Genomic DNA, 26306 nt, shown 5'->3' on the forward strand with positions numbered 1-26306 from the left:
GACCCCGCTGATGAGCGACACGACTGACACCCCCGCCGCGGCCGACGCGAAGGGCAAGAAGAAGGGCAAGCTGGGCAAGATGCTGATCGGTGGCGTCGCGCTGCTGGTGCTCGTCGGCGGCGGCGTCGGCGCGGGCGTCTATGCGTCCAGCGCCGGGCTGATCGGTGGCGGGCACGGCGCTGCGGTCGACGACGGCAAGCCCAAGCTGGTTCCGAAAAGCGAGCAGAAGCCCGCGTCCGCCGAGGGCGAGGGCGAAGGCGGCGGTCATGGCGGCGGCGAGGACGAGGCCCCGGCCGACGATCACGGCATGGCCACGCCCAAGGGCGGCGGCGGCGATCGCTATGCCTCGACCTACTTCGCGATGGAGAAGGAATTCACCTCCAACCTCCAGGACTCGTCGCATTTCGTCCAGGTCGGCGTCGCGGTGTCGACGCCGTACGACAAGACTGTCATCGAGCACCTCAAGACCAACGAGATCGCGGTGCGTTCGGCGATCCTGATGACGCTCGGCGAGGCGACCGAGGAACAGGTCTTCACCGCCGACGGCAAACGCCGTCTGCAGAAGCAGCTGGCCAAATCGATCAACGACACGCTCACGCAGAAGGAAGGATTCGGAGGGATCGGTAACGTTTACTTTACCAGTTTTGTTGTTCAGTGACTCATGGTTAACGCCCCACCACCAACGAAGCGCGAGCGGCGCGAGCGGGATCGACCCGAGGTCGCGCATCACGGTGTGCTGGGGTCGACCAAGCTCAACCCGTTCGGCGACCTGCACACGCTCCAGCACCTGTCGGCGCGGTTCGCGCGCGCGATCCGCGGCGTGTTCGAGCCGCTGTTGCGTCAGGAAGTCCGCAGCTGGGCCGAACCGCTCGTCGTGCAGCGCTTTGCCGATTACCGCGCCGAACGCGCAGAGGGACTGGTCGCCTGGCTGCCGCTGGTGATGACCCCGGGCGCCGCGCAGGCGCTGTGCGTGATGGACGGCCGGTTCGTGCTCGAACTGCTCGACCTGTTCTTCGGTGGCACCGGGTCGGTCGCGCCCGTGTTGCCCGCGGAGTTCTCGCCCGCGGGCGAGGCGATGATCGCGCGTATCGGCCAGATGATCGCGACTCCGCTCAAGACCGCCTGGGAGCCGATGGCGCGGTTCGACTTCACGCCGATGCGCGTCGAGACGAACCCCGCGATGATCGCCGATCTCGATGGCGAGGACGCGATGATCGTCACGCGCTTCGGGATCGCGGCGGGGGCGGGCAAGCCCGTGTTCCTCGACCTCGTCTATCCGGTCACCGCGCTCAAGCCGCACGCGCCGTCGCTCACCACCAAGGTGCTGGGCAAGACCGCCGAGCCCGATCCTGCCTGGCGCAACGAACTGACGCGCGCGGCGATGAACATCCGCTTTCCGATCCGCTCGGTGCTCGCCGAGCCCGTCGTGTCGCTCCAGATGCTGATGGACCTCAAACCCGGCGACGTGATCCCGATCACAATCTCGGGCGACGTTCCCGTGATGGTCGGCAACGACCGGCTCGGCTGCGGCACGGTCGGCACGTCCAACGGCTTCGCGGCCATCCAGCTCACCTCCATTACCCGTATCGACGAAGGATTCGCAGCATGACCGACATGGCCGGTACTTTTCCGGTCGACGCCGCCGTGGCCGCCAATTTCAGGCTGCTGCAGGACGTCGATGTGAAGCTGACCGTCGAGATCGGCTCGACCAGCCTGACGCTGCGCGAACTGCTCGCGCTGAGCGAGAGCAGCGTGATCGAGCTCGATCGCCAGGCCAACGAGCTGCTCGACGTGTTCGTCAACGGCACGCTGATCGGGCGTGGCGAAGTCGTCACCGTCGGCGAACGCTTCGGCGTGCGGATGACCGAGCTGGTCAACCCCGACAAGTCGCTCGCGGCGCGCGGCTGATCCGATGCTCTGGTCCTATATCCTGAAACTCGTCATCCTCCTGCCGCTCGTCTGCGGGCTGATGGTCGGCTGCCTGCTCTTGTGGCGCAAGTTCGAGAGCCGGATGCCCGGCAAGCCGACGTCGCGGCTGATCGGCGTCAAGGAAACGATGATGATCTCGCCGGGCCTTCGGCTCGCGGTGATCGATTTCGAGGGCCGCCGGCTGCTCGTCTCGGTCGGCCGCGGCGGCGTGCACCTGATCGACAAGGTCGACGCATGAGCCTGACCGTCACGCGCAAGGGGTCGGGCCCGGCGCTGTTCACGCCGTTGCAGGCAAGGACGCGGTCGCGTGGCGTCGCGTGGCTGTGGGTCGGCCTCGCGCTGCTGGTCGCGCTGTTCCTCGCCATGCCCGCCTTCGCGCAGGCGGTCCCCGCCCCCGCCAGCCCCGCGGTCGGCGACGCGGTCGACCGCGCGCTCGGCCAGCTCGGCGGACAGGCGGCGGGCAACACCGGGCAGAGCGGCTCGCTGTCGCTGTCGCTGCAGGTCCTCATCATCATGGGGCTGCTCACGGTCCTGCCGGGCATCCTGCTGATGATGACCAGCTTCACGCGGATCATCATCGTGCTGGCGATCCTGCGCCAGGCGCTCGGGCTGCAGCAGACGCCGCCCAACCAGGTGCTGCTCGGCCTGTCGCTGTTCCTCAGCTTCTTCATCATGGCGCCGACGATCACCCAGATCAACACGACCGCGATCCAGCCCTATGCCGCGGGCCAGCTCGCGGGGACGCAGATGATCACGACCGCAGGCGTCCCGCTCCACGCGTTCATGGTCAAGCAGACGCGGATCAAGGACGTCACGATGTTCGCCGAGATGGCGAAGTCGGGCCCCTATGCGTCGCCGCGCGACATCCCCTTCTCGGTCCTGCTGCCGGCCTTCGTCACCAGCGAGCTCAAGACCGCGTTCCAGATCGGCTTCCTGATCTTCCTGCCGTTCATCGTCATCGATCTCGTCGTCGCGACCGTGCTGATGTCGCTCGGCATGGCGATGCTGTCGCCGACGATCATCTCGATGCCGTTCAAGCTGCTGCTGTTCGTGCTCGTCGACGGCTGGGCGCTGACGATGGGCAGCCTCGCCAACTCGTTCGCGACCTGACCCGGTGGACGCGCAATATTTCCTGACCATCGCCAACCAGACGATGTGGGTGCTCGCGCTCGCCAGCGCGCCGATCCTGATCCCGGCGCTGCTCGCGGGGCTGATCCTCGGCATGATCCAGGCGGCGACGTCGATCAACGAGCAGACGCTGTCGTTCGTCCCCAAGCTGATCGTCGTTGCGGTGTCGATCATGATCTTCGGCAGCCTCATCCTCGGGCTGCTGAGCGACTTCACCGTCAGCATCTTCGAACGCATTCCCGATCTGGTGAAATAAGCGGATGCTGGGCTTCGGCCTCTCGATCGAGCCGCAGCTCTGGGCGCTGATCTTCGTGATGGTGCGGATCGGCGCGACGTTCATCGCCGCGCCGGTGTTCGGCAACGTGTCGGTGCCCGTCACGGTGCGCGTCACGCTGTCGGGCGCGATCGGCTTCCTCGTGCTCGCCACGCACCCGATCCAGCCACCCGCGCAGATCTTCGCGACGTCGACCGTGCTCGCGGTCGCGGCCGAGGCGCTGGTCGGGCTCGCGCTCGGCTTCGTGCTGCAGATCGCGTTTGCCGCGCCGGTGATCGCCGCCGAGATCATCGGCGGGTCGATGGGCCTCGGTTTCGCCTCGTCGGTCGATCCGCAGAACGGTCGGTCGAGCCCCGCGCTCGGCCAGTTCTTCTCGATCATGCTGACCTTGCTGTTCCTGTCGATGGACGGCCACCTCGTGCTCGTCGAGATGCTCGTCAAAAGCTATGACGTGATGCCCCCCGGCGCCGCGTGGCTCGGCGTCGATCGGTTGCGCGGCATCGCGTTCTTCGGCGGCTATGCGTTTCTCGCCGGGCTGCTGCTCGCGCTGCCGGTCGGCTTCCTGCTGCTGTGCCTCAACATCGTCGTCGGCATGATCAGCCGCGCAGCACCTGCGCTCAACCTGTTCTCGGTCGGCCTGCCCGCGAGCCTCGCGGTCGGCGTCGTCGCGCTCGCGATCGGCTTCCCGGCGATGGGCGACTATATGGTCGTCATCATCCGCGAAGGCCTCGAAGCCACGCAGAGCCTGGTGCTCGGCTGATGGCAGACGAATTCGGCGAAAAGACAGAAAGCCCGACCGAAAAGCGCAAGAAGGATGCGGTCGAGAAGGGCGACATCCTCCGATCGCGCGACTTCGCCACCGCGCTCAGCATGCTCGCGGGCGTCGCCTGGCTGATCTATGCCGGCCCCTCGCTGATCGCCGCGTGCAAGGCGGTGATGGCGTCGAGCTTCCAGTTCGGGCGGGCAGACGTCGAGGACTTCTCCCCCTGGCGCCCGCTGCAGGAGGCGGGGTGGAAGCTTGCGCCCTCGCTCGTCACGCTGTTCGTGGTCAGCCTCGTCGCCGCGGTGCTCAGCCAGGCGGGGCTCGGCTCGCTCGGCTTCAACGGCAAGCTGCTCGCGCCCAAGTTCACGCGCATCAACCCCGCCTCCGGACTCAAGCGGATCTTCGGCCCGACCGGCTGGATCGAACTCGGCAAGTCGCTGCTCAAGGTCGGCTTGCTCGGCACGATCGGCGGCTGGATGCTGTGGCAGGCGTCGCACACGACGATGGGGCTCGCCTCGTCCGCCGATCTCAACCAGGCGCTGACGACGCTCGGCGGGACCTTCTCGTCGATCCTGATCGCGATGGCGTTCGGGCTCGTCGCGATCGCCGGGATCGACGTGCCGATCCAGATCATCCGCCGCCTCGGCAAGATGCGCATGTCGAAACAGGAGGTGAAGGACGAGCACAAGGAGAGCGAGGGCAATCCCGAGGCCAAGGGCCAGCAGCGGGCGAAGATGCGCGCGATGGCGAGCGGCAACATGCGCAAGGCGGTCGGCGAGGCGCATGTCATCCTGACCAACCCGACGCATTTCGCGGTCGCGCTGCGTTATGATCGCGGCAAGGACCAGGTGCCCGTCGTCGTCGCCAAGGGCCGCGGCGCGACCGCGCTGGCGATCCGCGAACTCGCCGTGGAAAGCCGCGTACCCGTGCTCGAATATCCGCTGCTCGCGCGTGCGGTCTATTACACGAGCAAGGAGAACCAGGAGGTTCGCGACGACCTGTACATGGCGATCGCGACCGTCCTCGCGTTCGTGTTCGGGCTGAACGCCGCGGCAGGCGGCACGCCGATGCCGCAGCCCGCGATCACCGTGCCGGTCGACGCGCGCTTCGACGAAAACGGTGTGAAGCAGGCCTGACCCACCAATCCTCCCCCGCAAGGGGGAGGTGGCAGGCGCTTGCCTGACGGAGGGGGAGGTAAGGGATGACGCCGGTTGCGTGTCCTCCCCCTCCGTCGCCTTCGGCGCCACCTCCCCCTGGCGGGGGAGGATTTTATGAAAAGGGTCTAAAGATCCGGCGGCCGCGGTCGTTACCTCTTTCGAGCGCGCGAGAATTACGGGTGCAAGGATTACCGGCATGGCCATTTCGACGACGAGCAGCACCGCGACGCCGACCCCGGCGGTAACGCCGACGCCGACCGCGGCGAGCGTGACGAAGAACGCGGCGCAGTCGCTGCTGACCTCGCTCAACGCCGGCTCGGGGATCGACACCGCCAGCCTGGTCCCCTCGCTGGTCGAGGCGCAGTTCGCGGCCAAGACCGCGCAGCTGACCGCCAAGTCGAACACCATCACCACGCAGATTTCGGGCCTGAGTGCGCTCAAAAGCGCGATCTCGGGATTCGCATCGGCCTATTCGGCGCTGGTCAAGGGCGGCACGCTCACCAGCCAGCCGACCAGTTCGAACGCCGCGCTCGGCGTGAGCGCGCTGGCCGGCGCCAAGGTCGCCGGGCTGTCGTCGACGATCTCGGTCAACCAGCTCGCCGGCGCGCAGACGATCCGCACGACCGCGCCCATTACCGATCGGACCGCTGTGATCGGATCCGGAAGCTTCACGTTGACCTTCGGCGCCGCGACCTACGACGCCGCGGGCACGGCGATGACCGGCTTTACGGCGGGCAGCGGCACGCCCGTAACGTTCAGCGTCACCGATGCGAGCCTCGACGGGATTGCCGCCGCGATCAACGCGCAGGGCGCAGGCATCACCGCCTCCGTCGTGACCGACTCGGACGGCAGCGCCTATTTGTCGATGAAGGGCGCGACAGGTGCGTCACAGGCGTTCACGCTTGAGGCGACCGATAAGAGCAGCAAGCTCGCGGACTTCAACGTCGGTCCCGACGCAAATAACACCAGCGTCACCGCGACCGCGCAGAATGCCAGGCTGACCGTCGACGGGATCGCCGTCGAGCGCGCGAGCAACACGATCAACAACCTCGTCCCCGGCGTGAAGCTCCAGCTCAACACCGTCTCGGACAAACCCGTCACGCTCGGCAGCACGACCCCGACCGCGGCGTTGTCGCAGGCGATGTCGGACATCGTCGAAACGTATAACGAGGTGCTGTCGACGCTGACCGAACAGACCAACCCGATGACCGGCGTCCTTCGCGGCGACACCGCCGCGCAGTCGCTGCTGCGATCGCTCAAGACGCTGACGCTGACGCCGTTGTCGACCGGCGCGTCCGCGGGCGCGCCGACGACGCTCGCCCAGATCGGCGTTGCGACCAACCGCGACGGCACGCTCCGGCTCGACTCGGCGGCGCTGTCGAGCGCGTTGCTGACCAATGCGGGCGCGATCGAGACGATGCTGAACGGTTCGGCAGACGGCAAGGCGGGGCTTGGCGCGGTGCTCGCATCGTTCGCCGCCGCCGCGACCAGCACGACGACGGGGCTCGGCGCCTCGCAGACGCGCTACACCGCGGCCCAGAGCGCGATCCTCGATGCCAAGGCCAAGATCGCGGATCAGTCGGATGCGATGACGACCCGCCTGACGCAGCAATTCTCGAGCATGAATTCGCGCGTCTCGTCGTACAAGTCGATCCAGACCTTCCTCACCAACCAGATCGCGGCGTGGAACAAGAGCGACTCGTGATGTACGCGACGACCCTCACGCGCGATCCATTCGCCACCTATCGCCAGATCGACGCGGTCGGCCGTACGACGACCGACGGACCGGGGTTGGTCCAGCTGCTCTACAAGGAACTCGTCGCGGCCCTGCGCGCGGCTGCCTGGGCATCCGACAACCGCCAATATGCGACCAAGAGCGACCGTGTGACGCGCGCGACCGCGATCCTGTTCGCGCTCGAGGCGGGGCTCGACTTCGAACGCGGCGGCGCTGTGTCGGAGACGCTCGCGCGGCTCTATGCCGGGGCGCGCAGGACGATCGTCGATGCCTCGCTCGGACAGGACGGCACGGTCTTCCGCACGACCGCGGACACGCTCGACGAGATCGCGCAGGCCTGGCGGACCGCCAGCGCCGCCTGACCGCTACCGATCGAACCAGTGCCGCTGGACGAAGTACAGCACGATCCCCACCGCGATCAGCGTCGAGGCCCCCGCGATCGCATCGAACGCCCAGGGCTCCTCGGCAAAGGGCAGCCCCTTCACGTTCATCCCGTACAACCCGGTCAGGAACGTCAGCGGCAGGAACACCATCGCTGCGACCGAGATGATCAGCGAGCGATTGTCGATCTGCTCCGCACGCAGGTCGGTCAGCGCCTCGTGCGTCAGCGCCGAGCGTTCACGGATCGATTCGAGCTCCTCCGCCATCCGCGCCGCACGGTCCGCCGCCGCCGCGAGATGCAGCCGGTCGTCGTCGCGCAGCCAGTCGCCGGGCAGCGCGGCCAGCTTCTCGAGCGCGGCGCGCTGCGGGTTGAGAAACCGGCGATAGCCGATCGCGGCGACGCGGACCTGGCTCACCGTCCGGCGAAGCGCGAAGACGTGCTTGGCATCCAGCCGCTCCTCGCAATCGTCGAGTTCGTCGCCGAGCGCGGCGACCTCGGGGTCGAGATCGGTGGTGATCGCGGTCGCGAACGCGGTAATCAGGTCGCCCGGATCGCGCACGCGTCCCGCCTCGACTTCCTGCTCGACCAAGGGAATTGCGACCAGCGGCTTGCGCGTCAGCGAATAGACGCGCCCCTTGACCACCCAGATGCGCAGCGACGCGAGCAGATCGGACAGAATCCATCTCCTCGCGCGTCCGCCCGCGAAGGTTGAGGAACGCGCCTTCACCGACCGCCTCGCACCGTGGCCGCGTCTCGGTCGCGGTCAGCGCATCGATGACGTACGTCTCGAGCTTGGCCTCGTCGCGCAGCCATGCCTGCGCCTCCTCCTCGTTGGTCGACAGATGCACCCATACCAGATCACCGCTCGCATCCGGCGCCTCTTCGACGGGGATCCGCGACGCGACGCCGTTGCTGACCTTGAACCCGAAACCGCTCAACCACCCATCTCCACATCGACGACCAGCCCCGGTCCCGTCCCGCTCGGCGCCGCATCGCACGCGATCCGCGCGGCATCGGCGCGCGCGCGGTCGAGGATCGCGGGCGGCACGTCGGCGCGGTGATAGACGCGGTCCGCACTCGCAAGCGCACGCGCCTGGCGCAACGTCAGGTCGTCGGGATCGGGCGACGCGAGCGACATCCGCACCAGCGTTCCGTCCTGCACCGCCCCGCCGTCGAGCCAGCTGGCGACGTCGCGCGATGGCCCGAGCGGATCGAGCACGCCGCCGGGGGCGAGCGCGTCGGCCAGCGCGCGTCGCCGTGCGCCACCGTCGGGAAACCGCGCGCGCATCGCGCCCCGCGCCTTTTGCAGCGCGCTGGCCAGCCCGCCCAGATCCGCCGGCACCAGCGCCTCGAGTCGCTGCCGGAGCGCCGCCGCCAGCCCGGCCGATGCACCGCCCGTGCCGATCGCGATCAGCACGGGCTCACGGTCGACGATCGCGGGCAGCGTGAAGTCGCAATGCGCCGACCGGTCGACCGCGTTCACCAGCACGCCGCGCGCTTTCAGCCGCGCGACCGCCGCCAGCGCCTCCGCCTCGTCGTCGATCGCAACGATCGCGAGCGCAGCGACCGCGGCTTCGTCGGTGACGACCTGCGCGCCGGCACGGTCGAGCAGCCGGCGTTTCGCATCCGCCGCCTCGCCTTCGCCGAGCAATATGACCGGGCGGCCCGCCAGCCGCACGAACAGCGGCAGGCTGTGCAGGCTCACCGCTTGAGCCATTCGGGCACGCGCTCGGCGGCCAGGATCGTCTCGGGCTCGATCCGATCGGCGACCACCGCGAACCGGTCGCCATCGACCAGCACCTCGGGCACCAGCGCGCGGCTGTTATAGGTCGACGCCATCGTCGCGCCATACGCGCCAGCGGTGCGGAACACGCCCAGATCGCCCGACTGCACGACGTCGATGTCGCGCCCCATCGCGAAGGTGTCGCCCGTCTCGCACACCGGTCCGGCGATGTTCGCGGTCATCCGCTCGCCACCGGGCTCGACCGCGACGAAGTCGTGATAGGCATCGTACATCGCGACGCGCGCGAGGTCGTTCATCGCCGCATCGACGATCACATAGGGGTTGGTGACGCCCGGCTTCACCCAGATGACCTTGGTCAGCAGCACGCCCGCATTGCCCGCAATCACGCGCCCCGGCTCGAACATCAATTCGACGTCCCAGCCCGCGGTCGCGCGCGCGACCATCGCGCCATAGTCGGCCGGGCTCGGCAGCACGTCGTCAGGCCTGTACGGCACGCCGAGCCCACCGCCGAGATCGACCCGGCTGATCACATGGCCTGCCCCGCGCAGCTCGGCGACGAGTTCGCCGATCCGCGCATAGGCCGCCTCGAGCGGGGCGAGATCGGCAAGCTGGCTGCCGATATGGATCGCCACCCCGCGCAGGTCGAGCCCGTCATGCCTTGCCAGCCGGTCGAACATCGCCGGCGCCTGGTCGATCGGCACACCGAACTTGTTTTCCTTGCGCCCGGTCGAGATCTTCGCGTGCGTGCCGGCATCGACGTCGGGGTTCACGCGCAGCACCGCCGGTGCACGAATGCCGCGATCGCGGGCGAGTGCGGCAAGCACCTCGCCCTCTTCCTCGAGCTCGAGGTTGAACTGGCCGATCCCGGCATCGAGCGCGCGGGCGAGCTCGTCGCGGGTCTTGCCGACGCCCGAAAACACGATGTCCGACGCGGGGATGCCCGCGGCCAGCGCGCGCGCCATCTCGCCCGCGGACACCACGTCCGCGCCATAGCCCTCGTCGGCCAGCACGCGCAGCACCGCGACGTTCGGATTGGCCTTGATCGCATAGGCCAGATGCACGCGCCCCGCGCCTTTCAGCGCGTCGCGGAACACCTGCGCATGACGGCGGAACGTCGCGGTCGAATAGACATAGACGGGCGTCCCGACCGCCTCGGCGATCGCGGGCAGCGCGACGTCCTCGACATGGAGAACGCCGTCGCGATAGTGGAAATGGTCCATGCTTGCTTACAATCAGTTTGGCGGCGGCAGGTTGAATTCGTCGCTGCGCCGTTCGCGCGAATTCGTCAGCAACTCGTCGCTGCGCTCGGGGCGCTGCTGCGTCGTCGGCGTCAGCAATGCAGCGGGCGTCGGCGTGGTCTTGGCGCCATAGGGCGCCACGGGGAGCGATTTGCCGGGTTGGGGCTCAAGCCCGTCGGCGGCACCACAGCCCGACAGCGTCAGACCGGCGAGCGACAGCGCGAGCGTCAGGCGGGCGGTGAGGGTCAGGCGCGTCATTCGCTCGTCTCCCGTGCGGCGCGGATCGCGGCGCGTACATTGGCGGGCGCGGTGCCGCCGAAGCTCGTCCGGCTCGCGACGGACGCGTCGACCGACAACACGCCATAGACGCGATCGTCGATCCGCGTGTCGATCGCCTTCAGATCCGCGATCGACAGCGCATCGAGCGCGATCCCCAGATCCTCCGCGCGTTTCACCGCACGCCCGGTCACATGGTGCGCCTCGCGGAACGGCAGCCCCGCCTCGCGCACCAGCCAGTCGGCGAGATCGGTCGCGGTCGCAAACCCCGCCTCGGCCACCGCGCGCATCCGCTCGGTCCGGAACGTCGCGCTTTCGACCATCCCGGTCATCGCCGCGATCGACAGCGCGAGCAGGTCGTGCGCCTCGAACACCGGCGGCTTGTCGTCCTGCATGTCCTTCGAATAGGCGAGCGGCAGCCCCTTCATCGTCACCATCAGCGCGGTCATGCAGCCCATGATCCGCCCCGAATGGCCGCGCACGAGCTCGGCGGCGTCGGGATTGCGCTTCTGCGGCATGATCGAGCTGCCCGTCGACCACTGGTCGCTGAGCGCGACGAAGCCGAAGGGCTGCGACGCCCAGAGCACGAACTCCTCCGCCAGCCGCGACAGGTGCAGCGCGCACTGCGTAGCGGCGACCAGATAGTCGAGCGCGAAGTCGCGGTCGCTGACCCCGTCGAGCGAATTGGTCATCGGACCGTCGAACCCGAGCGCGCGCGCGGTCATCTCGCGGTCGATCGGGAACCCCGTCCCCGCCAAGGCTGCAGAACCCAGCGGCGAGCGGTTCATCCGCACGCGCGCATCGGCAAAGCGGCTCACGTCGCGCGCGATCATCGCGTGATACGCCATCAGGTGATGCCCGAGCGTCACCGGCTGTGCGGATTGCAGATGCGTGAACCCCGGCATGACGCTCGCGGCATGCTCCTCGGCCCGCACCAGCAGCGCCGCCTGGAACCCGCCGAGCGCCGCGAGCACCTGATCGATCGCATCGCGGACCCAGAGCCGGAAATCGGTCGCGACCTGGTCGTTGCGCGACCGCGCGGTGTGCAGACGCCCCGCGACCGGACCGATCGCCTCGGCCAGCCGCGCCTCGGTCTGCATGTGGATATCCTCGAGCACGAGATCCTCGACGACGCCGTTGGCGGCATAGTCCGCCGCGACGCGGTCGAGTCCCGCGGCGATCGTCGCGGCGTCCTCAGCCGACACGATACCGCGTGCGCCGAGCATCGCGACATGCGCCTTGGAGCCGGCGATATCCTGCTTCCACAGTCGCTTGTCGAAGGGGATCGAGGCGTTTATCTCCCGCATGACCGCGGCCGGACCCTCGGCGAAGCGTCCACCCCACATCGCATTGGAGCCGTCCATGTCCTCCCCTTCTCTGCTCTCAAGGGCGTCGATCGTCTGTCTCCTGGGTAGCGCAATGCTGGTCGCGGGCTGCGATAGGAAATCGACGGCTCCGGAGCAAGCAAACGCGGCAGGGTCCGCCGTCGGCCCCGCTGCTGGCAACACCGCGACATCGGACGAAGTCGCCCCCTCGCCCGACGAAGCGACCGGCACCCCTGCCGCCCCGGTCGAGAAGATCGACCGCAGCCACAAGGGCGAGACGGGGCCGGCGATCAGCTTCACCGCCCCCGATGGCAAGGCCGTCACGCTCGCCAGCTTCAAGGGCAAGCCGCTGCTGCTCAACCTCTGGGCAACCTGGTGCGCACCCTGCGTCGCCGAGATGCCGACGCTCGACGCGGTCGCGGGCAGCCTGAAGGGCAAGGTGCAGGTCGTCGCGGTCAGCCAGGATCTGCAGGGTGCGGAGAAGGTCACGCCGTTCTTTGCGCAGAAGGCGTTCACGACGCTTAAGCCCTATCTCGATACCAAGGCGGCGCTCAGCATCGCGTACCAGGCGAACCTGCCGACCACGATCCTGTACGATTCGACCGGGCGTGAGGTCTGGCGGATGCTCGGCGGCTATGAATGGAACACCCCCGCCGCCGCAAAGCTGATCGCCGAGGCGCGCTGAACGCCCCGCACGACGACGCACCGCTTCGGAGCGAAAGCCGGAGCGGCGCGGCGTCGGCGGCGTGATCCTGCCCTGTCATCCTGCGGGGTCCTTCGGGATCACGGACCTGGCACTTGCGATCTGCTGTACCCCTCCTTCACCTTGGTCTCGACCGCGATGTCGGTGCGGTAGCGCGGCAACGTCTCGGCATCTGCGCGATCGGGAAGGATCATGACGCGCGCCCGCTGGCAGTGGCGGCTTTCGCGCAGAGCGGCACGAGACACAGCAGCGCGGTCAACAGCCAGAACGCGGCGGGCAGGCCGATGCCCTGCGCGACAAAGCCGATCGCGGCGGGACCCGCAAGGATCCCGGCGTAACCGATCGTCGTGACCGCGGCGATCGCGAGACCCGCGGGCATGACGGTCTGCTTGCCGGCCTGGCGGAACAGGATCGGCACGACGTTCGACGCGCCAAGACCGATCAGCAGGATCCCGAACAGCGCAACCGCTGCGACCGGCGCCAGCAGCATGACGCCATAGCCGAGAAGCAAGAGCAGCCCGCCCCACAGCATCGTCCGCCGATCCCCGAGCCTGCCGACGATCGCGTCGCCGGTCAGGCGGCCTGCGGTCATCGCCACCGCAAAGACGCTGTAGCCGAGCCCCGCCTGCGTGACCGGCAGCAGCCCCTTGCCGCTCAGCAGCAACGCCCCCCAGTCGAGCATCGCGCCTTCGGTCAGGAAGGTGATCGCGGCGAGCGCAGCAAGCAGCACCACGATCCCGCGCGGGACGACGACCAGCGGGGTCTCCTCGGTCCTCGGGGTCGCGATCAGCCGGGGCGCGGCCAATGCGAGCGTCGCGATCATCAGGACGGATGCCGTGACGACCCCGGCGACCGGACTGATCTTCATCGACAGGACGGCGGTCAGCAGCGCGGATCCAACAAAGCCGCCGACGCTGAACAACCCGTGAAACCCGGACATCAAGGGCGTGCCGGCCTGCTTCTCCACCTCGACCGCATGCACGTTCATGCCGACTTCGATCACGCCGAGGAATGCGCCGAACAGAAGCAGCGCGATCGCCATGGTGGGGACCGTCGGTGCGAAGGCCAGGAAGGGCAGCAGGATCGCCTGCCCGATGCCGCCGATGAGGATCGCGGGTCGCGCGCCGAGCTTCGACGTCAGCGGCCCGGCAAGCTGCATCGCGCCGACCGAGCCAAGCCCCAGACACAGCAGCAGCAGCCCGAGCGATCCGTCGCCGATCGCCAGTCTCTGCTTGGCAAGCGGAACGAGCGGCGCCCAGCAGGCGAGCCCGAAGCCCGACACGAGAAAGGCCAAACGCGTCGCAAGGCGCGCGCCGGAAGTGGGGTTTTGCACGGGTGCTATCCTCGGATCAGGGCTGGGCTTGCGCGGCGGCGCGCACAATCGTTGCGCCCGCCTCCGTCAGATCGCGCACGATGTCGGCATCGGCGTCGTGCTCGACGACGATCTGTGCGAGCGCATCGACGCCACACACGCGGTGCGGGGCGTGTCGACCGAGCTTGTCGTTCGTCGCAAGGACGATCGTCCTGCGGCTCCGCGCGACCAGCGCGCGTTTGAAAACGGCGTCGGCGGGGTCGTACGCACTGACGCCCCCTCGGCGGATACCGCGCATGCACCAAGCACGCACAGGTCGATGTTGAGGCGCGCGATCGCCTCGAGCGCCGTTCCATCGACCGCGCCGCCGACCAGCCGGTCGATCATCCCGCCGATCACCAGCAGATCGATGGCGTCACGATGCTGGACCGCGGCGGCGATCGTGACCGAACTCGTGGCAATGGCAAGATCGAGTTGTGGCGGCAGCCTCTCGACAAGCGCGAGATTGGAACTGCCATTGTCGACGAAAACGAAACTGCCCGGTTCCACGAACCGAAGCGCGGCGTCGGCCAGCATCTGCTTGCGCTGCACGTCCTCGCCGACGCGTGCCGCCATCGGGGTCGCCCCCTCGACGATCGGCAAGGCGCCGCCATAGACGCGGCGACACAGGCCCTCCGCCGCCAGACTGCGCAGATCGCGCCGGATCGCGTCCTCGGAAACGCCAAACTCCCTGGCAAGCGCGCCTGCACGAACCGGTTGGCCCGAGGCGAGGCGGGCTAGGATCGTGTCGATACGGCTTGAGGGAAGGTCGCTTGACATCCACCGTCCCTACCACTGAAACCGTGCACAAACAAGAAGACCCCAACGGTCATCATGCAACATCGGGTATCGCCTGTCCCCAAGCGGTCTTGGACGGCCGTCTCTCGATCGCTGGGAAACGCCGCCGCCAGATCGCATCGGCGACGACTGAAAGCGTGTCATTACGCTTGCGCCGTCATCTATCACGCTGGAGCTGTCATCGCTTCGATTGATTATTGGCCGGCGCTATGGTCCAAAGCAATATCAGCCCTTGGACAAGAGTACTTCGATGAAGATCGGTCCCGCTGTCATTATGTGCACAACAGTCCTGATGACAAGCGCGTCCGCTAGCTTGAATGCTAGTCCCTCTAAGTACCGCGCGCCGATACATCACAAGGCGCGGGAATGTCGCATGCCTTTGGGTTGGGACACCGTAGCAGCCCGCAAACCGCAATTCGTCATTTTCGGTGAAGTACATGGAACACGGCAGGCACCTGCCTTTGTCGGTGATGTCGCATGTGCGCTAGCTGCCCGTGGCGAACGCATCCTTGTTGCCATTGAACATTCGGCAACTGAAAATGCCATTTTGCAAAAAGCTTGGAATCTGTCGGATGCGCAATTTTTAAGCGCATTGAAGAGGTCAGGATGGTCTGACCCGAACGACGGCACCAGCAGCGAAGCAATGTCGACCCTCCTCGTCCGGCTACATCGCCTGGCAAATCGGGGTCAGTCGATCGACATGGTTGCGTTCAATGGCGCGCGAGACGAGGCGCAGAGTCGCCAGTTTTCCAATCTTCCCGGCCAGGGACCGCATGAGGCGGCACAGGCCGACAATATTCGGCTCGCCGCGAGGGCGCGCGCATACGACCGGGTCCTTGTTCTGGTTGGCAATGCGCATGCGCGTAGACGTCCGATCGCGCGTGCTGGTGCGTCGTATGAGCCCATGGCAATGCGGCTAGGTTCGCCGTCAGATACTGTCACCCTCAATATGCTGACCGCGGGTGGAACGGCCTGGAATTGCGTGCTGAAGCCGGGTCTAACGCCCAACCCTGGCGTGGCGATTACTCCGAAAGATATTGCATGCGGCAGCTACCCCTTCCGGGGGCTCACGGATCTGCATCGCCCTGCGTTTATCAAACTCGGCGCGCTCCCCGGCGCTGAGACAGATGCCGACTACGACGGAATTTTCTGGCTAGGTAAAGTCAGCACCTCGCCGCCATCAAATTGAGCGAGCCCACCGGTGCCCGAAGTACCGTCCGCCCAGTGAAAATACCCCGAGGTGCAGTCTTTCCGCCATTTACCGAGCCCGGACACACCTGAGGTTCGATCCTTTTGGGAAAAGTGGCCGCCCGCAATGTCGGCTATTGCCACTCGCTTTCCTCTGATCACGACGTTCTAAACGGACCTCGGAAGCAGAAGCGGTCAGCGGGGCGATGAACGGGTGTGCGGTGTTGCGAAGCGCGGATCGGCGCACGGGAAGCAGCCGCTTTACGCCTTGCCGAAGCCGCTCGGAGCACGAAGCAAGCGGCAGCACCACGCCCTGCCCCCACCGAGACAAGACGCGCGGACGGCCGCTCCTGCCACGGAGGTCCAGTTTCGCTGTCAAAGGATGAAGCGCTGGATGCCCCGTGAGGATTCGAACCTCAATAGGCGGTATCAGAAACCGCAGTCTTACCATTAGACGACGGGGCATCAGCGAGGGCGCGATCTAGGCGGGGCTTTGCCGCCTGTCAACGCCCCGATGTTGCCGATTCGCCACGTCGCTTGCGTAATCGCCGGGCTGCGCTACATTCGTTGCCAAGCACCGGGCGGGTATTTTCCCGCGGCGGCAGATATAGATAGTGAGTTTTGCGGCGATGGGGGATGTTTCCGCCCGAATGCCGTCCCGGCAGGGTGGTCCTGCCCGTCCGGCGGCGATCCGGCCCAGTCGTGGGCGATGGCCCGATGCGCAGGCCTTTGCCGCGCTGGATCTCGGCACCAACAATTGCAGATTGCTGATCGCACGCCCGCAGGCCGGCGGATTTGCGGTGATCGACGCGTTCTCGCGAGATCGTCCGACTCGGCGAAGGGCTCGCCTCGACCGGCCAGCTGAGCGACGCCGCGATCGAGCGGACGATCGCCGCGCTGCGGGTGTGTTCGGAGAAGCTGAAGCGCCGCAACGTCACGCTCGCGCGCTCGGTCGCGACCGAGGCGTGCCGCCAGGCGCGCAACGGCCCCGCCTTCATCGCGCGCGCGCTCGCCGAGACGGGGATCCATCTCGACATCATCACCGCGGAGGAAGAGGCGCGGCTGGCGGTACTCGGCTGCCATGCACTGATCGAACCCGGCAACGACCCCGCGCTGATCTTCGACATCGGCGGCGGCTCGACCGAGCTCGTGCTGGTCGATACGTCGACGCCGATCCCGACCGTGCTCGACTGGCATTCTGCCCCTTGGGGCGTCGTGTCGCTGACCGAGCATGCGGGCGGCGGCAAGGGCGAGGCGGGCCGACGCGCGGCCTATGTGCGGATGCGGCAGGTCGTCGCGGACAGCATCGCGCCGTTCGCCGCGCGGCTACCGGCCAATGTCGAGCGGCCCCGGCTGCTCGGCACCAGCGGCACCGTGACGACGCTGGGCAGCGTGCATCTGGGGCTAAGCCATTACGACCGCTCGGTGGTCGACGGGTTGATCGTGCCCGCCAGCGCGATGCGGCGGATCAGCGCGAACCTGTCGCACATGGCGATCGAGGAGCGGGCGAAGCTCGCCTGCATCGGAAACGAGCGCGCCGACCTGGTGGTCGCGGGCTGCGCGATATTGGAGACGATCATGGACATCTGGCCCGCCGAACGGCTCGGCATCGCCGACCGCGGCATTCGCGAGGGCATATTGCGCCGCCTGATGGGCAGCCCGAAGCCATGAGCCGTGGTGGTTCGGGCGGGCATACCCGCGTCCTCACCGCGCGCAAGCGGACCGCGCAGTCGACGCGCTGGCTCGAGCGCCAGCTGAACGACCCGTACGTCAAGCGCGCCAAGGCCGAGGGCTATCGCAGCCGTGCGGCGTACAAGCTGACCGAACTCGACGAACGGTTCGAGGTCATCAAGGGGTCGAAGCGCGTCATCGATCTCGGGATCGCACCGGGCGGCTGGGCACAGGTGATCAAGCGCCGCCTGCCCAAGGCGGCGGTGGTCGGTATCGACCTGTTGCCGGTCGACCCGATCGACGGCGTGACGATCTTCCAGATGGACTTCATGGACGATGCGGCACCCGCGATGCTGATCGATGCGCTCGGCGGCGCGCCCGACCTCGTGCTGTCGGACATGGCGGCGAACACCGTCGGCCATCCGCAGACCGACGCGCTCAGGACGATGGCGCTGGTCGAGGCCGCGCTCGATTTCGCGTGCGACGTGCTGGAGAAGGGCGGGACGTTCGTGTCGAAGGTCTTCGCGGGGGTGCCGATTCGGCGCTGGTCGCGGAGATGAAGCGCAACTTCACGACGGTGAAGCATGCCAAGCCGCCGGCGAGCCGCAAGGGCTCGGTCGAGTGGTTCGTCGTGGCGCAGGGGTTCAAGGGTCGATCGGTGGACCGGGAGCGCTGATCCACCGATCGACCCGGCCAGCGCCGCCCTTCGGCGTCTGACGACGCGGCTTTGCCGCGGCGGGGTGGTTGCGGGGCCTGATGGCGGCGGCATCGCCGGCGCCCCTGCCCCCTGCCCCCTGCGCCCTTCAGGCTTAATTCCGTGTCCCGCGACCCGGCCCCCTCCCCCCGTTCGTGCTGAGCGTAGTCGAAGCACCCTAAGTCCCATGCCCTTCGACTACGCTCAGGGCGAACGGCGTGGGGGTGGCGAACCACGTGGGGGGGCGAACGGTGTGGGTGTGGCGAACCGCGTGGGGGGTGGCTAACCGCGTGGGGGTGGCGACCGATGGCCACCTGCACCGTAAAGGCGAACCGGCTCGCGCTACACTCCCTCCGCCTCACCCCCAACGACACCCGCGCAAAGAAAAGGCCCGCGGACCTTCTGGTCCACGAGCCTTTCAATCAGACCAGTCAAGCGATGCCGCAGCATCGTTCGCCGGAAACCGATCAGGGTCAGATCGCAACATGGCCCGGCTCGCGCCGCACCACGTCCGTGCGATCAACCCTCGTAATCGGCACCCAGATTCTGATTGCGCGGCGGGGCGGCGGCGGTGAGGCGCAGCGCCTCTGCCGATGCCGCGAGGCTGCCGACGGCATCGACCTCGTCGTCATCGTCGACGCGGACCTTCTGCAGGCCCTGGATGACCGATTCCTTGAGATGCGCGGGCTTGACGTTCTCGTCGGCGATCTCGCGCAGCGCGACCACCGGGTTCTTGTCGCGATCGCGGTCGAGCGTCAGTTCGGCGCCGCCCGAGATCTGCCGCGCCCGCTGTGCTGCGAACAGCACCAGGTCGAACCGGTTGGGGATCTTGTCGACACAATCTTCGACGGTAACGCGCGCCATGACGCTTCCTTCGCAACAAACACCGATAGGGAGAATGACGGCGCCTACCCACACCCCGCCGCAAAGTCAAGATTTTGCCGTCGGGGGGCGTCCACGTCCCCCCGCGCCGCATGGCCGCGAGGTTGCATCGGCCCGAGCCTGTGTCCACTAGCTCGTACCATGACCATGCCCGCCCCCCAGCTCGATCGCACCACGGCCCCGCAGGCGGTGGACTCGGTCTTCACCGTCGACGGCAACCGGCTGACGCTGCTCGAGGCGGGCCCCGAGCGGCTCGAGGCACTGATCGGGCTGATCGACGGCGCACGGCATTCGTTGCGGATCCTCTATTACATCTACGCCGACGACGACGCCGGGCAGCGCGTGAACACCGCGATGATCGCGGCGGCGAAACGCGGCGTGACGGTCTCGCTCATCGTCGACGGCTTCGGCAGCGACGATGCGGCGAGCGTCGACTTCTTCGACCCGCTCAAGGCCGCCGGGATCGCAGTGTGCCGGTTCTCCGCACGGTTCGGCCGGCGGTATCTGCTGCGCAATCACCAGAAGCTCGCGCTGGCGGACGGCGAGCACGACGACGCACGGATCATCGTTGGCGGCTTCAACGTCGAGGATGATTATTTCGGGACGGTCGCCGACAATGCGTGGCGCGATCTCGGCCTGCTGATCGAAGGCCCGGCGGCGGGACGGCTGGCGGGCTATTTCGATGCGCTCAGCGGGTGGATCCATCAGCCCAAGGGCAAGCTGCGCAAGCTCAACCATGCGCTGCGCCGCTATAGCGAGACGCAGGGACCGATGCGCTGGCTGATCGGCGGGCCGACGCGGCGGCTGTCACCCTGGGCGCGGGCGGTCCGCGACGACATGCGCCGCGCGACGAGTATCGACATCATCGCCGGCTATTTCACGCCAAGCCCGACGATGCTGCGCAGGCTGGATCGTGCGGGACGCCGCACCGACCGCGTGCGCATCGTCACCGCCGCGAAATCGGACAATAACGCGACGATCGCCGCCGCGCGGTTCACCTATGCGGGGCTGTTACGCAAGGGCGTGCACGTCTTCGAATATCAGCCGACCAAGCTGCACACGAAGCTCTACGTGATCGACGACGCGGTCCATATCGGCTCCGCCAATTTCGACATGCGCAGCCTGTTCATCAACATGGAGCTGATGATCCGGATCGAGGACGCCGCCTTCGCCGCGCATGTCCGCCGCTATGTCGAATCCGAAATCGCATGCTCGACCGAGATCACACCGGCGCTGTACAAGGAAAAGACCGGCTGGCTGCAGCGCGTAAAGCAATTCGGCGCGTATTTCGTCGTCGCGGTCGTCGATCCCAATGTCTCGCGCGGACTGAACTTCGGGGTCGAGGACTAGGGCGCTAACGGTCGGCGGCGACGCTTACTGCGCCGCCGTTCCGCCGACCGTCAGGCCGTCGACCAGCAGCGTCGGCTGGCCGACGCCAGCCGGCACCGACTGCCCGCCCTTGCCGCACATCCCGATCCCTTCGTCGAGCGCGAAGTCGTTGCCGATCCCGCGCACCTTGGTCAGCGAGCTCGGCCCGTCGCCGATCAGCGTCGCACCCTTGATCGGTGCGCCCAGCTTGCCGTCCTCGACCAGATACGCCTCGGTGCAGCTGAACACGAACTTGCCCGACACGATATCGACCTGTCCGCCGCCGAACGCCTTGGCGAAGATACCCTTCTTCACGCGGCTCAGCAGCTCGGCGGGGTCGTCGTTGCCCGCCTTCATGAAGGTGTTGGTCATCCGCGGCATCGGGGCGTGTGCATAGCTTTCACGGCGGCCATTGCCGGTCGCCTCGACACCCATCAGCCGCGCGTTGAGCCGGTCCTGCATATAGCCCTTGAGGATGCCGTCCTCGATCAGCACCGTCTCGCGCGTCGGCGTGCCCTCGTCGTCGATCGTCAGCGATCCGCGGCGATCCTGGAGCGAGCCGTCGTCGACGACGGTCACGCCCTCGGCCGCGACTCGCTCGCCGATCCGGCCCGAAAAGGCCGACGTGCCCTTGCGGTTGAAATCGCCCTCGAGCCCATGGCCGATCGCCTCGTGCAGCAGGATGCCGGGCCAGCCATTGCCGAGCAGCACGGTCATCTCGCCCGCTGGCGCCGCGATCGACTCGAGATTGACCAGCGCCTGCGACAAGGCCTCGTCGATCGCGCGGTTGTACGTCTCGGGCTGGAAGAGGTCGGTGTAGAGATAGCGGCCGCCGATGCCGTAGCTGCCCGTCTCGCGACGGCCGTTCTGCTCGGCGACGATCGACACGTTCAGCCGCACCAGCGGCCGGACGTCGGTGGCGATGAAGCCGTCGGCGCGGACGATTTCGACCACCGACCATGTCCCCGAGAGGCTGACCGACACCTGCGCGACGCGCGGATCGCGCGCGCGCGCGGCGGCGTCGATCGTCTGGCACAAATTCACCTTGTCCGCGAACGGCACGAGGTCGAGCGGATCGGCGGCGGTGTAGCGGTGGCGGTTGGTGCCCTGTGGCGGGCCGGCCTTGGCGGCGACGCCCGGCTCGATCAGCGCCATCGTCTCGGCGGCGCGGCGGATCGCGGCGGGGGTCATCTCGTTCGAATGCGCGAACGCGGTCATCTCGCCCGACACCGCGCGCAGGCCGAAGCCCGAGCTCGTGTCGTACGAGGCGGTCTTCAGCCGGCCGTCGTCGAACCCGAACGCCTCCGCCTTGCGGTACTGGAGATAGAGTTCGCCGTCATCGGCCTTGGCGAGCGCCTTGGCGGTAAGGGCCTGCGCCTGCTCGGGGTCGAGCGTGTCGCGGTAGAGGAACGAGCGGGGGTCTGCGGCTATCGTCATCCGATAGATATAAGGGGCTTAGCGCCCTGCGCCATCCCCATGGTCGCGCAATGTCGACTGGTCCGCACCATCGGCAGGGCCGCCGACGAGGATGAAGCGCCGGTCGCAATAGCCGCAATCGACATAGCCGGTCTCGTCGATCTGCAACCAGACGCGCGGATGGCCGAGCGCTGCGCCGCCGGGAATGTCGGTGGCGCCATCGCAGGCAACGCGGGCGTGGGTGACGCGGGTGGTTTCGAGCGGCGGATGCATGGCCGCGCGATAGCAAGCGCGGGCGGGGCGGGCAATTGGTTCTTCTGTGCCGACATTCGCAGTGACCGAGAATGATTCACGCGAAGGCGCGAAGGCGCGAAGCTTGTGTGTTTGTCGCGGAGCGACCGTGCGCCTAATCTCTATCGCGACGGGCACTGGTGTCTTCCGAAGGACGGGCTGGGCGCCACAGCCTTTGCGCCTTTGCGCCTTCGCGTGAACACATCTTCTTGTTGCCTCAGGGGATGACCCGCCCTCCCCGCCCCGCTATGCCGCGACCATGACCGAAGCCGCGATCGCCATCACCAATCTCTGCAAGACCTATGCGGGCGGCAAGCGCGCGCTCGACGGCGTGACGTTCGACGTGCCGCGCGGCCAGATCTTCGGGCTGCTCGGCCCGAACGGCGCGGGCAAGTCGACGCTGATCAACATCCTCGCAGGCCTCGTCAACAAGACCGACGGCAACGCGGCGATCTGGGGCTTCGACACCGACGACCACCCCCGCAACGCCAAGGCGTCGATCGGGATCGTCAACCAGGAGATCCTGTTCGATCCCTTCTTCTCGCCGTTCGAGACGCTCGAGATCCAGGCGGGGCTCTACGGCGTCCCCAAGGCGAAGCGCCGCACGATGGAGCTGCTCCGCGCGGTGCATCTCGAGGACAAGGCGCACGCCTATGCGCGCACGCTGTCGGGCGGCATGAAGCGCCGCCTGATGGTCGCCAAGGCGATGGTCCACTCGCCCCCCGTCCTCGTCCTCGACGAGCCGACCGCGGGCGTCGACATCGAGCTGCGCCAGCAGCTCTGGACCTATGTCCGCAGCCTCAACGCCGCGGGCGTGACGGTCGTGCTGACCACGCATTATCTCGAGGAAGCCGAGGAGCTCTGCGACCGGATCGCGATCATCAACAACGGCCGCCTGATCGCCAACGAACCCACGCGCGAGCTGGTCGGCAAGGCGCAGGAAAAGATCGTCGCGGTCACGGTCGACCGCGACGTGACCGAGGTCCCCGCCAATGCCTGTTTCCAGAAGATCGCGCTGAAGGGCAGCCGGACGCTGGAGATCACCTATGCCAAGGACCGCGTGAACGCGGGCGAAGTGCTGGCCGCGATCCAGGGCGGCGGGTTCGGGATCGTCGACGTCTCGACCAAGGAACCCGATCTCGAGGACGTCTTCCTCAGCCTGACCCGCGCCGCCAACGCATGACGAGCGACATCCTGATCGTCGGATCGGGTGCCGCCGGGCTGACCGCAGCACTGAACCTGGCCGACCGCTTCACCGTGACCGTACTCGCCAAGGGCGCGCTCCACGAGGGCTCGACCGCCTGGGCGCAAGGCGGGATCGCCGCGGTGCTCGAACCCGGCGACACGTTCGAAAACCATGTCGAGGACACGATGGTCGCGGGCGCCGGCCTCAACGACCGCGCGGTCGTCGAGATGGTCGTCGAGGGCGCCCCCGCCGCGATCGAGCGCCTCACGCATCTCGGCGTCCCGTTCGAGACCGAGGGCAACGCGCTCCATCTGACGCGCGAGGGCGGGCACAGCCATCGCCGGATCGTCCATGTCGCCGATGCGACCGGCTGGGCGGTGCAGGAGGCGTTGCAAAAGGCCGCGGAGGCGCATCCCAACATCACACTCGTCCCCGATCAGATCGCGATCGACCTCGCGACCGGCCGCCACGAGGAGCGCTATTCGGGCGCCGGCAACGTCTGGGGCGTCTACGCGGTCGATCGCCACACCGAGCGCGTCGCGTTGTATACCGCGCGGGCGACGATATTGGCGACCGGAGGTGCCGGCCGGACCTATCTCTTCTCGACCGCGCCACGCGGCGCGACGGGCGACGGCATCGCGATGGCGTGGCGGGCGGGTGCGCGCGTCTCCAACATGGAGATGATGCAGTTCCACCCGACCTGCCTCTACAATCTCGACGTGAAGAACTTCCTGATCACCGAGGCGGTGCGCGGCGAAGGCGGGCGGCTGATCAACCCGTCGACGGGACACCGGTTCATGGTCGATTACGATCCGGACCGGATGGAACTCGCCCCCCGCGACGTGGTCGCGCGCGCGATCGACGCGGAGATCAAGCGCGACGGGCTCGATTACGTCCATCTCGACATCAGCCACATGCCCGCCGACTTCATCCGGCATCATTTCCCCAACATCCACGACAAGCTGCTCGGGCTTGGCATCGACATGACGACCGGCCCGATCCCGGTCGTGCCGGCGCAGCATTACACCTGCGGCGGGATCGTCATCGACGAGCATGGCAAGACCGACCTCCCCGGCCTGTATGCCGCGGGAGAATGCACCGAATCGGGCCTGCACGGCGCGAACCGGCTGGCGTCCAACTCGCTGCTCGAATGCTTCGTGTTCGGCGAGGCGGCCGCGGACAGCATTGCCGCCGCATGGGACAGCCTGCCCCCGCCCCCGCCGATCCGCCCCTGGGACGAAAGCCGTGTCACCGATTCGGACGAGGAAGTGGTCATCAAGCAGACCTGGACCGAAATCCGCCGGTTCATGTGGAATTACGTCGGCATCGTCCGCACGACCAAACGGCTCGAACGCGCGCAGCACCGGATCAAGCTGCTCAACGACGAGGTGGCCGAATATTACCAGCATTTCCGCGTCACGCCCGACCTGATCGAGCTGCGAAACCTGCTCCAGACCGCGGAGTTGATCGTCCGCTCGGCACTGCACCGCCACGAAAGCCGCGGGTTGCACTATACGCTCGACTATCCGGGCATGCTGCCGGATGCGATCGATACCGTGCTCGTTCCCTGATTTTTCGCGGCCCGACGTGTCCAGGGTGCGGCTCGTCGCACGTGGCCGGTACGGGCATATCGCGGGCCGTGCGGGCCGATAAGGATTGCCGCCGGATCACGGGGCAATCGGTACATATGGCATCTGGCAGGTTCGCGTGTCTCTTGGGGGTCACCGGCATCGCGCTCGCGGTTGCGGGCTGTGGCCCCTCGTCGCGACCGGGGACGAGCACCGCCGCGCCGCAGGGCGATCCGCAGGCGACCGTCTCGATCCCGATCCCGCCCGTCGCCGCACGCCCGGCGCGTGCCGCGCCGGCACAGCTCGATGCTGCGATCGTCGCGCTGCATCAGGGGTTCGAGGGCAAGTCGGGGATCGCGATCCGCGCGGTCGATGATGGCTGGACGGTCGAGGTCGGCGGACGCCAGCATTTGCCGCAGCAATCGGTCAGCAAGCTCTGGGTGGCGATCACGCTGCTCGACCTGCGCGACCAGGGCAAGGCGCGGCTCGAGGATCCGGTCGTGGTCCGGCCCGAGGACCTCACGCTGTTCCACCAGCCGATCGCGATGCTGGTCAAGGGCGACGGCTATCACACCACCGTCGGCGAGCTGCTGACGCGCGCGCTGACGCACAGCGACAATACCGCGAACGACCGGTTGCTGAGCTATGTCGGCGGCCCGCGCGCGGTGCGCGGCATGATCCTGCGCAAGCAGCTCGGCGAGATCCGCTTCGGTCCGGGCGAGCGCCAGCTGCAGAGCGGGACCGCCGGGCTCGTCTGGCAGCCGGCCTATGCGCTCGGCAATGCGTTTGCCGTCGCCCGCGCGCAGCTCGATCCCACGGTCCGTGCCGCGGCGCTCGATGCCTATGTCGCCAACCCGCCCGATGGTGCTGCGCCGATCGCGATTGCCGATGCGCTCGCGCGGCTTGCGCGCGGCGAATTGCTCAGCGCGAGCTCGACGCAGGTGTTGCTCGACACGATGGGGGCGTCGGTCACCGGCCGCGCGCGGCTTCGCGCCGCGCTGCCCGCGGGGTGGCGGATCGCGCACAAGACCGGCACCGGTCAGGATCTCGGGCGCCGCAACGCGGGCTTCAACGATGTCGGCCTGCTCACCGCACCCGACGGCAAGCGCTATGCGATCGCGGTGATGATCGGCGACACGCTGCGCCCGATCCGCGAACGCCAGATGCTGATCCAGTCGGTCGCAGCGGCCGTCGCCACGCATGCGGGCAGCGTGCGCCCTTCAAGCTGACTCCAATCCT

Annotated in this window: 25 protein-coding genes, 1 tRNA gene and 4 pseudogenes; 18 read left to right on the forward strand and 12 right to left on the reverse strand. The window is 67.6% G+C overall.

What is annotated here, in order from left to right; all coding sequences use genetic code 11:
* Positions 1 to 10 precede the first annotated feature (10 nt).
* From QP165_RS10910 to QP165_RS10955, 10 genes are all read left to right on the forward strand, one after another.
* On the forward strand, positions 11 to 658 hold the full coding sequence (locus QP165_RS10910; RefSeq protein ID WP_333995688.1) for a flagellar basal body-associated FliL family protein: 648 nt from the start codon (positions 11 to 13) through the stop codon (positions 656 to 658).
* A gap of 3 nt (positions 659 to 661) precedes the next feature.
* A complete protein-coding gene (locus QP165_RS10915; RefSeq protein WP_056018184.1) occupies positions 662 to 1609 on the forward strand; it encodes a flagellar motor switch protein FliM in 948 nt (315 codons plus the stop codon).
* A complete protein-coding gene (fliN, locus tag QP165_RS10920; RefSeq protein WP_056018186.1) occupies positions 1606 to 1908 on the forward strand; it encodes a flagellar motor switch protein FliN in 303 nt (100 codons plus the stop codon). Before QP165_RS10915 ends, fliN begins: the two co-directional genes overlap by 4 nt.
* A gap of 4 nt (positions 1909 to 1912) precedes the next feature.
* The gene (locus tag QP165_RS10925) at positions 1913 to 2167 is read left to right on the forward strand and encodes a flagellar biosynthetic protein FliO (RefSeq protein ID WP_031394023.1); all 255 of its coding nucleotides are present in this window, start codon (positions 1913 to 1915) and stop codon (positions 2165 to 2167) included.
* Positions 2164 to 3039, forward strand: coding sequence for a flagellar type III secretion system pore protein FliP (gene fliP, locus QP165_RS10930; protein WP_333995692.1), 876 nt, complete (start codon positions 2164 to 2166; stop codon positions 3037 to 3039). Before QP165_RS10925 ends, fliP begins: the two co-directional genes overlap by 4 nt.
* A 4-nt stretch (positions 3040 to 3043) precedes the next feature.
* Entirely contained in the window at positions 3044 to 3313 is a 270-nt protein-coding gene (fliQ, locus tag QP165_RS10935) for a flagellar biosynthesis protein FliQ (protein ID WP_056018190.1), read from the forward strand.
* Between the two features lie 4 nt (positions 3314 to 3317).
* Positions 3318 to 4091 carry a flagellar biosynthetic protein FliR gene (fliR, locus tag QP165_RS10940; protein ID WP_333995695.1) on the forward strand — a complete coding sequence of 258 codons (774 nt, stop codon included), beginning with the start codon at positions 3318 to 3320 and terminating at the stop codon, positions 4089 to 4091.
* On the forward strand, positions 4091 to 5230 hold the full coding sequence (gene flhB / locus QP165_RS10945) for a flagellar type III secretion system protein FlhB (protein WP_333995697.1): 1140 nt from the start codon (positions 4091 to 4093) through the stop codon (positions 5228 to 5230). Before fliR ends, flhB begins: the two co-directional genes overlap by 1 nt.
* 217 nt (positions 5231 to 5447) lie before the next feature.
* Positions 5448 to 6956: a flagellar filament capping protein FliD gene (gene fliD, locus QP165_RS10950; protein ID WP_333995699.1), complete on the forward strand. Its 1509-nt coding sequence runs from the start codon at positions 5448 to 5450 to the stop codon at positions 6954 to 6956.
* The gene (locus QP165_RS10955) at positions 6956 to 7348 is read left to right on the forward strand and encodes a flagellar export chaperone FliS (RefSeq protein WP_056018200.1); all 393 of its coding nucleotides are present in this window, start codon (positions 6956 to 6958) and stop codon (positions 7346 to 7348) included. Before fliD ends, QP165_RS10955 begins: the two co-directional genes overlap by 1 nt.
* Before the next feature lie 3 nt (positions 7349 to 7351).
* Here the strand turns inward: QP165_RS10955 and QP165_RS10960 are convergent.
* The 5 genes and pseudogenes from QP165_RS10960 to argH all read right to left on the reverse strand — a co-directional run bounded on the left by QP165_RS10960 (position 7352) and on the right by argH (position 11972).
* Positions 7352 to 8306: pseudogene (locus QP165_RS10960) on the reverse strand (CorA family divalent cation transporter).
* A complete protein-coding gene (locus QP165_RS10965) occupies positions 8303 to 9073 on the reverse strand; it encodes a precorrin-2 dehydrogenase/sirohydrochlorin ferrochelatase family protein (protein WP_333995702.1) in 771 nt (256 codons plus the stop codon). Before QP165_RS10965 ends, QP165_RS10960 begins: the two are co-directional and overlap by 4 nt.
* A complete protein-coding gene (lysA, locus tag QP165_RS10970; protein ID WP_333995704.1) occupies positions 9070 to 10332 on the reverse strand; it encodes a diaminopimelate decarboxylase in 1263 nt (420 codons plus the stop codon). Before lysA ends, QP165_RS10965 begins: the two co-directional genes overlap by 4 nt.
* Before the next feature lie 12 nt (positions 10333 to 10344).
* Complete coding sequence (locus tag QP165_RS10975) at positions 10345 to 10608, reverse strand: hypothetical protein (protein ID WP_333995705.1); 264 nt, start codon at positions 10606 to 10608, stop codon at positions 10345 to 10347.
* Positions 10605 to 11972 (reverse strand): argininosuccinate lyase, encoded by a 1368-nt coding sequence (argH, locus tag QP165_RS10980; RefSeq protein WP_333997004.1) that lies wholly within the window; start codon positions 11970 to 11972, stop codon positions 10605 to 10607. The genes QP165_RS10975 and argH overlap by 4 nt, the downstream gene beginning before the upstream one ends.
* A 73-nt stretch (positions 11973 to 12045) precedes the next feature.
* Between argH and QP165_RS10985 the strand changes: the two genes are divergently transcribed.
* On the forward strand, positions 12046 to 12636 hold the full coding sequence (locus QP165_RS10985) for a TlpA family protein disulfide reductase (protein WP_333995706.1): 591 nt from the start codon (positions 12046 to 12048) through the stop codon (positions 12634 to 12636).
* 208 nt (positions 12637 to 12844) lie between these two features.
* Here QP165_RS10985 and QP165_RS10990 read toward each other — a convergent pair whose 3' ends face one another.
* The 3 genes and pseudogenes from QP165_RS10990 to QP165_RS10995 form a co-directional block, all read right to left on the reverse strand.
* Positions 12845 to 13987, reverse strand: coding sequence for an MFS transporter (locus QP165_RS10990; protein WP_333995707.1), 1143 nt, complete (start codon positions 13985 to 13987; stop codon positions 12845 to 12847).
* 16 nt (positions 13988 to 14003) lie between these two features.
* Positions 14004 to 14264: a hypothetical protein gene (locus tag QP165_RS20030; RefSeq protein WP_443019282.1), complete on the reverse strand. Its 261-nt coding sequence runs from the start codon at positions 14262 to 14264 to the stop codon at positions 14004 to 14006.
* Positions 14252 to 14785: pseudogene (locus QP165_RS10995) on the reverse strand (DeoR/GlpR family DNA-binding transcription regulator); the annotation flags it as partial. The gene QP165_RS20030 and the pseudogene QP165_RS10995, both read right to left, overlap by 13 nt.
* 268 nt (positions 14786 to 15053) lie before the next feature.
* Between QP165_RS10995 and QP165_RS11000 the strand changes: the two are divergent.
* Positions 15054 to 15992: a hypothetical protein gene (locus QP165_RS11000; RefSeq protein ID WP_333995709.1), complete on the forward strand. Its 939-nt coding sequence runs from the start codon at positions 15054 to 15056 to the stop codon at positions 15990 to 15992.
* A gap of 390 nt (positions 15993 to 16382) precedes the next feature.
* Here QP165_RS11000 and QP165_RS11005 read toward each other — a convergent pair.
* Positions 16383 to 16456: transfer RNA gene (locus tag QP165_RS11005), tRNA-Gln, on the reverse strand.
* 185 nt (positions 16457 to 16641) lie between these two features.
* Here QP165_RS11005 and QP165_RS11010 point away from each other — a divergent pair.
* Positions 16642 to 17662: pseudogene (locus QP165_RS11010) on the forward strand (Ppx/GppA phosphatase family protein).
* Positions 17659 to 18338, forward strand: a pseudogene (locus QP165_RS11015) (RlmE family RNA methyltransferase). The pseudogenes QP165_RS11010 and QP165_RS11015 overlap by 4 nt, the downstream one beginning before the upstream one ends.
* Positions 18339 to 18875: 537 nt before the next feature.
* On the opposite strand, the gene rpoZ reads toward QP165_RS11015, so the two are convergent.
* Complete coding sequence (rpoZ, locus tag QP165_RS11020; protein ID WP_031439727.1) at positions 18876 to 19220, reverse strand: DNA-directed RNA polymerase subunit omega; 345 nt, start codon at positions 19218 to 19220, stop codon at positions 18876 to 18878.
* A gap of 159 nt (positions 19221 to 19379) precedes the next feature.
* Between rpoZ and QP165_RS11025 the strand changes: the two genes are divergently transcribed.
* Positions 19380 to 20588 carry a phospholipase D-like domain-containing protein gene (locus QP165_RS11025; RefSeq protein ID WP_333995710.1) on the forward strand — a complete coding sequence of 403 codons (1209 nt, stop codon included), beginning with the start codon at positions 19380 to 19382 and terminating at the stop codon, positions 20586 to 20588.
* A gap of 24 nt (positions 20589 to 20612) precedes the next feature.
* Here the strand turns inward: QP165_RS11025 and tldD are convergent, their stop codons facing one another.
* Together tldD and QP165_RS11035 are read right to left on the reverse strand one after the other, a co-directional pair.
* Positions 20613 to 22043: a metalloprotease TldD gene (gene tldD / locus QP165_RS11030; RefSeq protein WP_056673054.1), complete on the reverse strand. Its 1431-nt coding sequence runs from the start codon at positions 22041 to 22043 to the stop codon at positions 20613 to 20615.
* A gap of 18 nt (positions 22044 to 22061) precedes the next feature.
* Complete coding sequence (locus tag QP165_RS11035) at positions 22062 to 22295, reverse strand: zinc-finger domain-containing protein (RefSeq protein ID WP_056018220.1); 234 nt, start codon at positions 22293 to 22295, stop codon at positions 22062 to 22064.
* Between the two features lie 277 nt (positions 22296 to 22572).
* Between QP165_RS11035 and QP165_RS11040 the strand changes: the two genes are divergently transcribed.
* The 3 genes from QP165_RS11040 (at position 22573) to QP165_RS11050 (ending at position 26296) form a co-directional block, all read left to right on the forward strand.
* The gene (locus tag QP165_RS11040) at positions 22573 to 23496 is read left to right on the forward strand and encodes an ABC transporter ATP-binding protein (protein ID WP_333995711.1); all 924 of its coding nucleotides are present in this window, start codon (positions 22573 to 22575) and stop codon (positions 23494 to 23496) included.
* Positions 23493 to 25070 (forward strand): L-aspartate oxidase, encoded by a 1578-nt coding sequence (gene nadB, locus QP165_RS11045; RefSeq protein ID WP_333995713.1) that lies wholly within the window; start codon positions 23493 to 23495, stop codon positions 25068 to 25070. The genes QP165_RS11040 and nadB overlap by 4 nt, the downstream gene beginning before the upstream one ends.
* Before the next feature lie 116 nt (positions 25071 to 25186).
* Complete coding sequence (locus QP165_RS11050; protein ID WP_333995715.1) at positions 25187 to 26296, forward strand: serine hydrolase; 1110 nt, start codon at positions 25187 to 25189, stop codon at positions 26294 to 26296.
* Positions 26297 to 26306: the final 10 nt, after the last annotated feature.

It is taken from the genome of Sphingomonas sp. 22R3R2A-7 (genome assembly GCF_036856055.1).
Lineage (GTDB): Bacteria > Pseudomonadota > Alphaproteobacteria > Sphingomonadales > Sphingomonadaceae > Sphingomonas.